This window comes from Candidatus Yanofskybacteria bacterium (assembly GCA_003514055.1).
Classification (GTDB): Bacteria; Patescibacteriota; Minisyncoccia; order 2-02-FULL-40-12; family GWA2-44-9; genus UBA12115.
The window spans coordinates 30,405-42,718 of record DOSG01000002.1; the positions used below are offsets into that span (position 1 = coordinate 30,405).

A 12,314-nucleotide genomic window follows, 5' to 3' on the forward strand; every position below is an offset into this window, starting at 1 on the left:
ATGAATATGACTAATATATCAACAAAAAACATAACGAGGTCGATCTACGCAATAGGACTGATAGCTATTGTCGCTTTCTCTGTGACCTCATTTTTTGGCGAGGCGGTGGCCTATGACTTGCATCCAGATGTAACTTATACAATTACTGAAACTAGTGGTTATCAGTATGATGTTACTATACCCAACCAGGGAAATAGAACCATACATTACATTGCCCAAATAACTAATCATGGTCCTGGCCCAGTCACTGTTGAGAAGGCTGCTTTTCATCATAACGTAGCTAACTGGCAGGCCACAGATGAATTTCTTGATCAGAGTTTATTCCAGATGACTGGGAAGACTGTTTATCAAGAAGGCGAATCGGGCGTCACGGAATTTTTCTACGATACTGCCCGAAAGAATTGTGGACGCGTTCAGATCGATGCTGGATTTCGAGACCCTCAAAATGGAAATCTCGTTTTCATAGGAACGATGATCAACTATGGCGTCGATTGTTCGACACCAACGCCAACGCCGGTACCATCACCGACATTAAGCCCAATCATTTCCGTTCCGGCATGCTCGAACGTGGATTATGTAGCTCAAATTTCATATCCTTCGGTTGGTAATGACATTCGCATATTTATAGACGACGAAGTCTCTTCTTCGTCAGCATGGGATAAGACTCTTAGCGGATTAAGTGGATATACCACAGCTCCTGCCGGGTTTAATCCCAGGTTGCCTGGAATGCCGAGCTTGGCACTTCATCCAGGAACGCGTTATTACAGTTTCATTCAAAATAATTCTAGTATAGATGGCCCAACGGTAAGCTGGATGGTAGAGAGATGCTCAACGCCGACTCCAACGCCAACACTGACACCGACTCCGACACCGACGCCAACGCCGACACCGACGCCAACGCCAACACCGACACCGACACCGACACCGACACCGACACCGACACCGACACCGACACCGACTTCCTATCTTGATATATCTAAGACTGTCAGGAATATAACGTCTGGAAGTGGTTATGATTCCGAAACTGTTAACGCCAATTCTGGCGACACGGTGGAATTTACTATAAGACCGAGAGTAAACTCTTATGGTTCCGGATACGTGGGCAACTTAAGAGTCAGTGATTACCTTCCAAGTGGATTGAGATATTTATCCGGTAGCACAACTCTTGATGGGAGCTACCAATCTGATGGACTAACCACGGGTGGTATTTATCTAGGTACTAGATATGGCGATTACAATTCGGTAATAAAATTCAGAGCTGTAGTTGAATCGACCGGATATTATAACTCAAATACTATCACCAACACGGCCACGGTTACTGCCGACAATCTTCAGTCTGTTAACGATACGGCTTCTGTTTATGTGAATAATTACGTATCGAACAATTATAATCTAAACATACAGAAATTTGTTAGAAATACATCTACTGCCGAAACTATAGAGAAGACGTCTACTAGGGGGTCTTCTGGTAACACAATCGAATTTATCTTGCACGTCAGAAATCTTTCTTCGACTACTATCAATAACGTGAATGTGTTCGACCCATTACCCGCTGGGCTCAGTTATAATCCGAATAGCACGAGCTTGAATGGATATATCGTAGGCGACGGAATAATTAATGGCGGAATAAATATTGGTTCTTTAGCAGCTAATCAGGAATCAATAATTAGATTCTTCACTACGGTTAATGCTGGAATAAATAACACCGTCATAAACAACACTGCTCAGGCTAGAGCTGATAATGTTCCGACTGTTTATTCTTCGGCTGCAGTAATAAATATAAATACTGGAATTGTGTTGGGTGCCTTGACTATCAAGACTGGCGCGGGAAGCATGATTGGCTATTCCTTAGTGGGTGCGCTTATGATAACTTTGGCCTATTATATAATCGAGAAGAAAAGGCCAGAACTATTGCCGCAAGTGTTTACTAAGAAGGCCTAAAAAATGACGGCAGTGTCCTACAAAAATACGACCCATACGGGTCGTATTTTTGTAGGCTTAGCAGGGGCCCAACGATCTATATTCAACACAGAGGCTCGAAGTAAAAGCTGGCAAAATTGGCCATTCAGGCGTTATCGGGAAAGGTGTTGACTTGTGTACAAGCTATCTGATATAATGCCTGTACTTAAATATATGGATAAATCACTACAACTTCTGGTCAAAAGCGGCTGATTGGTCTAGTGTATTTTTATGCTCTAATCAGAAGCCGCTCGGAAGCGGTAATTTTTTTAAGAGTTTATCTAGACGAGTATCGCGAGTATGGTAATTAAACTCTTACCCCGCATCCGTAGGCGTAAATGTGTGGTAGAGATAAGTGGATGCAGATAGTATTCGTAGGGATTAAAAATTATACCTTGGCTAGTGGATGGCGGGGTGATCAAAAGATTGGCTCTCGACGATAGGCCACTAGGCGGCTCTTCGCTGACAGCTAATGAAAGAAGCTTGAAAATTTGTTAGTACGCTTTAGTAGAACGAATTGGATATTTGTTTTACTAAAAGCGGGAAAATGCATTAAGTAAAGAAATCACACTGATAGTTACTCATTTGTAGTTAGTAAGAAGAAATATTTATCTAATTTTTGTAAATCAAAATTTAGACGGATATAAGGGCGTATGGAGGATGCCTAGACACTAGAAGGCGATGAAGGTCGTGGCGTGACTGCGATAAACTTCGGGGAGCCGTCGAGCGGGCTTTGATCCGGAGGTAACCGAATGGGGCAACCCAATATGACAAACTCATATTATCTCGCGTAAGCGAGATGCGTACCTGGGGAAGTGAAACATCTCAGTACCCAGAGGAAAAGAGAACGAAGTTATCCCCTTAGTAGCGGCGAGCGAAAAGGGAACAGCCTAAACCGATTTCATAATTTATTATGTCGTCGGGGTAATAGGGATAGTACAACTAAAAATTTGAATTTCGGTCTTCTTGATCGAGATTCAAGTTTTTAAAAGAAGTTACAAATTCGTGCGTTAGCAGAATGGCCCTGGAATGGCCAACCAAAGAAGGTGACAGTCCTGTAAGCGAAAACAAACGAACTTCTGTATTATTTCCTGAGTAGCCCGGGATAAGGATGTCCTGGGTGAATTTGTCCATACTACTGGATAAGGCTAAATACTTCTAGTGATCGATAGTGAACCAGTACCGTGAGGGAAAGGTGAAAAGCACCCCGATGAGGGGAGTGAAATAGCAACTGAAACCATATGCCTACAAAGAGCAGGAGCCGTACTTTGCACAGAGATCCTAAGTCCTAAACGAATTGGAAAATTGTTTAGAGTTTGGAAATTAGAATTTAGAGTTTCCGTGCAGGGTGCGGTGACTGTGTGCCTATTGAAGAATGACCCAACGAGTTTATTTAAATTACACTCTAAGTCCTTATGGGACGAAGGGGAAGGGAAACCGAGTGTTAATAGCGCGTCATCCAACTTAAATTTTTGGACTACGTAAGTTCAAAAATTTAAGTTGGATATGTAGTTTGAGTAAGACCCGAAGCCAGGCGAGCTAACCATGACCAGGATGAAGGTTACCGAAAGGTAACTGGAGGTCCGAACCAGTTGGTAGCGCAATACCATTGGATGAGTTGTGGTTCGTAGTGAAAAGCTTATCGAGCTTGGTAATAGCTGGTTCTCTCCGAAATGCCTTTAGGGGCAGCGTTGCACAGTAGCAGAGGGGGTAGAGCACTGAATGGTAATCCGTGCCCTTTTGGGTAGGACTACCAAACAAACTCCGAATACCTTTGTGGAATGTGCGGCAGTGAGTAAGCGGGGGCAAAGCTTCGTTTACGCAAGGGAAACAGCCCAGATCACCGCTTAAGGTCCCAAAATTTAGACTAAGTGAAAAGGAAGTGTTTTGCCTTAGACAGGTAGGAGGTTGGCTTAGAAGCAGCCATCCTTTAAAGAGTGCGTAATAGCTCACTATTCGATCTCATCGCAAGATGAGGAGGCAAAGTGCGCCGAAAATTTATAGGGGCTAAGTCTAATACCGAAAGCGTGGGTTCGGTGATTTCATAAAGGAAAGTTGTGGACAGAGATAGTTCAAGGGAAGAACATCTGGCCTCATAAGCCAGAGATACGTGGCTCAACTCCACGGCTCTGTCCCATAAGTCGGGCGGGAACGACAATCAATTTCATACAGAACCTGTCTGCCAGACACAGCGGGTTCCACGATTGTTGTTTTCGTCCGACAACCTTTCATCTCGTTCTTCGAGATGTCCTTTATGAAACCACCGAGCGGTAGGAGAGCATTCTGATCTGCTGTGAAGGTTCGCTGTGAAGCGGGCTGGAGCGGTCAGAAGGGAAAATGTTGGGATGAGTAACCGCAAGACCGGTTAAAGTCCGGTCCGTCGTAAGCCTAAGGTTTCCTCCGCGATGGCAATCATCGGAGGGTTAGGCGTCCCTAAGGATAACCGTGCTTTCGAGCGCGGGATGCCGATGGTGAGCCGGTTAATATTCCGGCCCCACTTATGTATATCTGATTGAGATGACGGGCAACACAAGATCAAGCACATTATTGGATTTGATGTTTTCCACCCATAGACTTTCTACCAGGAAAATCCGGTAGAGGCCGCAAGGCAATGTCGAGGGTAGAAGAAATCGTCGCAAGACGAGATTTGATCGAAGAGGGCTCCAAGAAAAGTCTCTAATGTTAGTACATGAGTGCACGTACCTAAAACCGAAACAGGTGGGCTGGTGTAAGTGCACCAAGACGAACGGGTGATTATTGGTTAAGGAACTCGGCAAAAAAGCGGCCGTAAGTTCGCGATAAGGCCTGCCGCCGCAAGGCGGCCACAGCTAAAGAACCCCTGGCGACTGTTTATCAAAAACACAACTCCGTGCTAAGCCGAAAGGCGCTGTATACGGGGTGACGCTTGTCCGGTGCCGGAACGTTAACGGTGGAGGTGGTATGTCGCAAGATGTACTGCTGACGCCCGAAGCGCCGGTGAACGACGGCAGTAACTATAACTGTCTAAAAGTAGCAAAATACCTTGTGGGGTAAGTTCCCACGCGCATGAATAGCGGAACGACTGGGGGACTGTCTCAACCAATAGCCCGGTGAAAATGCAATGTCGGTAAAGATGCCGACTTCCCGCGCCAAGACGGAAAGACCCCGGAAGCTTCACTGCAGCTTGGTATTGGTCTACGAGTTGTTATACGTAGCGTAGTGAGTAGGATTTGAAGCCACACTCTCGGGTGTGGTGGATCCGCCAATGAAACACTCATTTTAACGATTTGTAGCTCTAACCGGTAACACCCTAAAAGGGTGGGACAATAAAAGCTAAAGTAAGCTCCTGGTGATAGATTTATTACTGAGAATTTTAGTAATCAATCTTATGGAGTTATTTTAGATTTTATCAATGTCTTACTTTTCTAGGGTGTTATCGAGACAGTGCCTGGCGGGCAGTTTAAGTGGGGCACTTTCCTCCCAAAAAGTAATGGAGGAGTTCATCAAGGTTGGCTAGCTCCGGATGGAAATCGGAGCGATAGTGTAAAGGCACAAGCCAGCTTTACTGCAAGGCGGATATGCCGCGCAGTTGCGAAAGCAGGACCTAGTGAACCGACTCTAACTCGTAGGAGTGGAGAAGATCATCAGATAAAAGCTACTCCGGGGATAACAGGCTGGTACTGCCCGAGCGTTCACAGCGACGGCAGTGTTCGGCACCTCGATGTCGGCTCGCCCTATCCTGGGACTGAAGAAGGCCCCAAGGGTTTGGCTGTTCGCCAATTAAAAGGGTACGCGAGCTGGGTTCAAACCGTCGTGAGACAGGTTGGTCCATATCTGGCGTGGGCGTTGAATATTTGAGAGGGGTTGTCCCTAGTACGAGAGGACCGGGACGAACAAACCTCTGGTGAACCAGCTGTTCTGCCAAGAGCATCGCTGGATAGCTATGTTTGGTTCTGATAAGCGCTGAAAGCATATAAGCGCGAAGCAGGCCTCAAGATGAGATATTCTGGATCCCTTGTAGACTACAAGGTTGATAGGACTCAGGTGTAAGCACAGCGATGTGTTCAGCCGAGAGTTACTAATTGATCCTCATCCGTCTAAATTTTGCTTAGCAAGATTTAGATATTTCTTCTGTAACTGTTAGTGTAATCACTTAATGTTTTTTGATAGAGTAGTTGGGAGTATCGATTTTTCGAGTGCGGGCTGTATTTTCCTGATGGAAAATCACCCTCTCGCTCGGCGCCGTCGCGCCTGCGCGGGCCTCTCAAAACCGACACTCCCAGCTACTCTGGTAGTGTCAGAAAGATCGTGTTTAGTGTAAGGTAGCTATACCAAGGGTGCTCCACCTGATCCCATTCCGAACTCAGAAGTGAAATCCCTTATGGCCCATGATAGTCGGTTTTCCCGGCGAAAGTAGGTAGCTGCCTCACACTGATCACGATTTTTAGTTACTTGCTAATGAGTGTACTACGTGAGACTATATGTCTAGTTCTTTTTGGAGTAAACACGATGACTAAAAGGCGTATATTGATGCTTAATATAATCGGTTGGATATTTGGTATTATATGGATTGCCGTGCTTATCATGGGGCTCTTTATCGATGATTTGGCATCTAATATGCCGTGGCTGGGAGCTCATTTGATCTCTGGGGTTATCGTAATTATAATTTGTGCAATAAAATACCGCGAGGCTTTGTCTTTCGGAGGTAACTAGTGGGGCTAATCAGCCCTTCTTTTTTTATGTTGGTTTGATAATATAAGAGTACATATGGATAAAAGGTCGGCCAAGCAATTCTTCATAGGCGCTATCTATCTGATCATCTTTGCTCTGTTAGCATATGGTATTTATGCTATGTTCTTTAAAGTTGTCCCAACATGTACCGATAGTATTCAAAACGGCAAAGAGGTTGGAGTCGATTGTGGCATCCAGGCTGGATGTGAACCATGCGGAGAGGCGATTAAACCAATAGACATAATATCTAGCCAGCTAATCAAGGTAAATGAAGGTGACTATGACTTTGTAGCGCAAGCTACTAATCCTAACACCGAGCTTGGATCGTCGAGAGTTGATTTCGATTTAGTATATAAATCTAGCGATGGCACCGAGAAGATAAGCCCAGATTTTTTCTATATCGCTCCAGGCCAGACAAAATACATAGTTAGGCAGAGAGTCCAGATAGAAGATATAGCGTCTGTTGAAATTAAAATTAAGAACGCCGCATGGAGTAAGCTAGATATTGCGACTGAACCTGTTAATTTTGTTGTCAAAAAAGATTATGTCGTAGTCAATGCCGATGGTGTCCATAGTCAGGTTCTGGGGACTGTATATAACCCATCAAATTATGATTTGAGCAACGTAGATGTAGCCGTTGTTTTATATGGCGAAAGTAATAAGATAATAGCTGTAAATAAGACTGATATAAAAACGTTAAATTCTCAGAGTGAAAGACAGTTCAAGGTTTTCTGGACGAAGCCATTTGCGGGGACTTATTACCGAGCCGATGTCGAAGTTACTACTAACCTGTTTGATAATTCCAACTTCATAAAAGCCCATGGATCAACCGAGGAATTTCAGAGAATTTACGAGAAGAATTAGTTTCTATTTCCACGAAATTGATTTTATTTTATTTGCCACCATGGTGGCAATTTCTTTATTTGGAGTAGTTAATATGTATGGCATATCGGGTAGCGTACACGAGCTAGTCCCGAAGCAGTTATTAATAGTCGTTATCGCTATCTGCGTGATGACATTCTTCTCTTTCATAAACTATAGGTATCTAAAGAACTATTCTTTCCCGGTAGTGTTCTCGTATGTTGTCTCAATCCTACTACTTCTGTTGACCTTCTATTCTAGATCTATCCGTGGGGTTAACTCTTGGATCATTTTAGGAAATTATACATTCGAGCCGGTAGAACTGGCGAAGTTGGTTTTAATAATTTTATTGGCAAAATTCTTTTCTCAGAGGCATATTCATATAAACGATATCAAGAACATAATAATATCGGGCATATATTTTGGCATTCCGGCCGCTATCATTATTCTTCAGCCAGATCTTGGATCGGCAATAATATTCTCCTTGATATGGCTATCAATGTTGATGGCTTCTGGCATAAGTAAAAAACATTTCATAATCCTAGTTATCGCTGGGTTAATAGTATCTGGTTTCGGCTGGAATTTTGTCCTTAAAGATTATCAGAAAACCAGGGTGATCTCTTTTCTGAACCCGTATAAAGATCCAAGGGGAGCGGGCTATAACTTAATTCAATCGAAGATAGCGATTGGAACCGGCTATTGGTTTGGAAATGGTCTTGGCAACGGAGCTCAGGTGAAGTTGGGTTTCTTGCCGGAGCCGAAGAATGATTTCGTATTTGCGGCGACGATAGAGCAATTCGGCCTGGTGGGTATGAGTTTGGTTCTGGCCACCATATTGCTTATGCTGTCCCGGATTGTTAATATTGGCAAGCGTTCAAATAATAATTTTGGTCGCTTGTTCTCTATCGGGCTGGCAGTATTTATATTCGCCCACGTTTTCGTAGGGGCCTCGGTCAACATCGGTTTGATGCCGGCCACGGGAATACCATTCCCGTTCCTTAGCTATGGAGGTAGCAATCTAATATCGATAGCTATCGGCCTAGGCGTAATGCAAAATATTAAAAGAAATTCATAAATTTATGTATCTAGAGATAGAATTATTCGAGGATCCGCATAAAGTGATAGTTTACCTCAAGGAGGAGTCGGGCACCGTTGACTTTGTCGAAATAGTAGCAGACCACAAATTTGACCATGTGTTGATAGGCGCTGTTGACAAATTCTTAAAAAAGAATAAGATTAATCCATTGTCTTTGAAGGAGGTTAAGGTGGGTGGGCATATTGACAAAAATAGCTCATCGCACAAGATGGTTCTGGCTTTCGTGAGTGCCTTAAATAGCTAGGGATAAAGCCATTAATTAATTTGCTAGCCTTTAAATAGATATCAACCGGGAGATTAACTATCGAACCGATTGTGGATATTTAAAAGCTAACAATTCCAGCCCTTCCTTGTCGAACACACAAAGTAGATAAAATTTTTAAATCGTTGGGCACGACCTGATAGACCGTGTTCGTTTTTAGCGCGTTAAGAGCTATTTAGACTATTTTTCTTTGTTTGTTAAACTAAATTTCTTAAAAATCGAATTACCGACAGCGTAAGCGGGTAATTGCGATAAAATAATGATGCGCAAAATATTTTCCAAGCATTCGGTAGAAAATTTTGAAGCTCCAAATTTAGTCCAAGTCCAATTGGATTCGTATAGATGGTTTTTGGATCATGGACTCAAGGAATTATTAAAAGACGTATCTCCGGTAGACGACTGGACGGGTAAAGAGCTTAAGCTTAGTTTTTTGGATTTTAAGCTGGACGAGCCAAAGTACAAGGAGAGAGTAGCGCTTGAGAAAAACATAACCTACGAAGCGCCCCTCAAAGTTAAGGTTGGCCTAGAGAACAAAAGAACTGGCCAATACAGAGAGCAGGAATTATTCTTAGCAGATTTCCCCCTAATGACGCCTAGGGGTACTTTTATTATCAATGGTGTCGAGAGAGTCGTCATATCACAATTAATTAGAAGCCCAGGCGCCCTATTCTCATTATCAAAATCAAGTCGCTTTAAGCGATATTTTGGTGCCAAATTAATTCCTGCTCGTGGCGCATGGCTAGAATTTGAAACCGAATATAACGGAGTAATATCAGCCAGGATAGACAGAAAGAGAAAAGTTCCAGTTACCGCTATCTTGAGGGCTTTTGGTATATCTAAAGACGATGATATCAAGAAACATTTTGTAGACGTTGATACCGATGAGCAAACTAAGTTCATATTGTCCACGATTTTAGCTGATCCATCTTCGAACGAAGAAGAGGGCTTAATTGAGATGTATAAGAGGATAAGGCCTGGAGATCCGGCTACGGTTGATAATGCTAGGCAGATGATACATAACATGTTCTTTAACCCGGCTCGTTATGATTTATCAAAAGTTGGCAGATTCAGAACCAACAAAAGATTTAATGAAGAGATCGGCTTAGAAGATCCACAGGAGAGAGTTCTGAGAGCTCAAGATATTATAAATATTTTGAAAGAGATAATTAGGCTGAATAACGATCCTCATTCCGAGCCAGACAACATAGATCACCTTGGCAATAGGAGAGTTAAGACTTTAGGCGAATTGCTACAAGATAGATTGAGAGTAGCTTTTGCCAGGATGGAGAGAATTATAAAAGACAGAATGAGTACCATGGAACCGGAGTCAGTCATGCCGGCACAGCTCATCAATTCTCGACCCTTTGTGGCCGCATTAAAAGAATTTTTCGCTTCTGGTCAACTTTCACAATTCATGGACCAACATAATCCGTTGGCCGAATTAGAGCACAAGAGAAGACTATCGGCTCTGGGTCCTGGAGGTCTAACTCGAGAAAGGGCTAGCTTTGAAGTAAGAGACGTTCACCCCTCACACTATGGGAGGATTTGTCCTATCGCAACTCCAGAAGGTCCTAATATCGGTTTGGTTGGACACTTAGCCTTGTATTCCAAGATTTCTCCTCTCGGTTTTATTCTTACGCCGTATATAAAAGTAATCGACAGTAAGGTTACGGACGAGGTAATATACATGGATGCCACCGAGGAAGAAAGACATATTATAGCTCAGGCCGGAGCCGAAATAGATAAGAATGGTAAGCTTGTTGGCGACAAGATCGTGGCTAGATTAAAAGGTGAGCCTGGTACGGCCATGCCATCGGAAATAAATTATATAGACGTTTCTCCAAGGCAACAGTTTTCTGTAGCCACCTCTTTGATTCCATTCTTAGAGCACGATGACGCTAATCGCGCCTTGATGGGATCGAATATGCAAAGACAAGCTGTTCCGCTGATTATGCCAGAGGCGCCTTATGTTGGAACCGGCCTAGAGGGTAAGATCGCGAAAGATTCGGGATTAGTCACTCTTGCTTCTGAAAATGGAGTAATCAAAGAAGTTGATTCAGGCCACATTACCCTAGAGACTGAGAAGGGCAAGGATATCGAATATGATTTAATAAAATTTGCTAAGTCTAATGCATTCACTTGTATTAATCAAAGGCCAATAATAGCGAAAGGCGACAAAGTTAAAAAAGGACAGCCTTTGGCGGACGGACCGTCTACTGACAAGGGCGAGCTGGCTCTTGGAAGGAATTTAGTTATGGCTTTTATGTCTTTTGACGGATGCAACTTTGAAGACGCCATTGTTCTCTCAGATAGATTGGTCAAGGAAGACATTCTCTCGTCTATTCACATAGAAGACTATTCGACTGATGTTCGTGAGACTAAGCTTGGTCCAGAGGTAACTACTTACGATATTCCGAACGTAGCCATGGAAAGATTGAATGATCTTGATCCAGATGGCGTAGTTAGGGTTGGAGCCGAAGTCAGGTCTCAAGATATTCTAATTGGTAAGATTTCACCAAAAGGTGAGAGCGATTTAACGGCAGAGGAGAGATTGCTAAGAGCTATATTCGGCGAGAAATCTAGAGATGTTAAAGATACGTCACTAAGATTAAGCTATGGTAAGCAGGGCAGAGTTGTTGACGTTAAGACGTTTTCGAGAGACGAGGGTGACAAGCTGGATGTTGGCGTTATCAAAAGAATCCAAGTCTCAGTGGCCGAATTAAGAAAAATTCAAGTAGGCGATAAACTAGCCGGAAGACACGGAAACAAAGGAGTAATTTCAATAATATTACCGAAAGAAGATATGCCATTTTTGCCAGATGGAACCCCAGTTGATATGGTGTTGTCTCCATTAGGCATCATTTCTCGTATGAATATCGGACAAGTACTCGAAGCCCATCTAGGATTAGCTGCTAAAAAATTAGATTACCATGCCGCAACTCCAGCTATGGCCGGACCGACCGAGGAAACAATCAAGGAAGAACTTGAGAAGGCTGGATATCCAGTCGACGGTAAGATTCAACTATATGACGGTAGAACCGGATTACCATTTGATCAAAAGTCATTTGTTGGTGTTACCTATTTCATGAAGCTTATTCACATGGTGGAGGACAAGATCCACATGAGATCTATCGGTCCTTATTCTCTAATTACCCAGCAGCCGCTAGGAGGGAAGGCTCAGTTTGGCGGACAAAGATTTGGAGAGATGGAAGTCTGGGCTCTAGAGGGATATGGCGCGGCACACACATTACAAGAAATGCTAACTATCAAGTCTGACGATGTTTTGGGTCGAGCAAAGACTTACGAATCAATAGTAAACGGTGAGAAGATAAGAGCTCCACATCTGCCGGAATCATTTAAGGTTTTGGTCTCAGAAATAAAGGGCTTGGGCTTAAACGTAGAACTTATCGAAAGATAACTTCACCC

6 protein-coding genes and 2 rRNA genes are annotated in these 12,314 nt (G+C 43.3%); all 8 read left to right on the top strand.

From position 1 onward, the window contains the following. The 8 genes from DEG18_00785 to rpoB all read left to right on the top strand — a co-directional run bounded on the left by DEG18_00785 (position 1) and on the right by rpoB (position 12,306). Complete coding sequence (locus DEG18_00785) at positions 1-1,941, top strand: hypothetical protein (GenBank protein HBX58134.1); 1,941 nt, start codon at positions 1-3, stop codon at positions 1,939-1,941. A gap of 658 nt (positions 1,942-2,599) precedes the next feature. Then, positions 2,600-6,027: ribosomal RNA gene (locus DEG18_00790) — 23S ribosomal RNA — on the top strand. A gap of 229 nt (positions 6,028-6,256) precedes the next feature. Continuing rightward, positions 6,257-6,368: ribosomal RNA gene (gene rrf / locus DEG18_00795) — 5S ribosomal RNA — on the top strand. Positions 6,369-6,468: 100 nt separating this feature from the next. Next, positions 6,469-6,651, top strand: coding sequence for a hypothetical protein (locus DEG18_00800; protein HBX58135.1), 183 nt, complete (start codon positions 6,469-6,471; stop codon positions 6,649-6,651). A gap of 54 nt (positions 6,652-6,705) precedes the next feature. Next, complete coding sequence (locus DEG18_00805) at positions 6,706-7,533, top strand: hypothetical protein (GenBank protein HBX58136.1); 828 nt, start codon at positions 6,706-6,708, stop codon at positions 7,531-7,533. After that, a complete protein-coding gene (locus tag DEG18_00810; protein HBX58137.1) occupies positions 7,490-8,605 on the top strand; it encodes a rod shape-determining protein RodA in 1,116 nt (371 codons plus the stop codon). Before DEG18_00805 ends, DEG18_00810 begins: the two co-directional genes overlap by 44 nt. Positions 8,606-8,609: 4 nt before the next feature. Next, positions 8,610-8,870, top strand: a complete 261-nt coding sequence (locus DEG18_00815) for a hypothetical protein (GenBank protein HBX58138.1) — start codon at positions 8,610-8,612, stop codon at positions 8,868-8,870. 277 nt (positions 8,871-9,147) lie between these two features. Next, positions 9,148-12,306, top strand: coding sequence for a DNA-directed RNA polymerase subunit beta (gene rpoB / locus DEG18_00820; protein ID HBX58139.1), 3,159 nt, complete (start codon positions 9,148-9,150; stop codon positions 12,304-12,306). Positions 12,307-12,314: the final 8 nt, after the last annotated feature.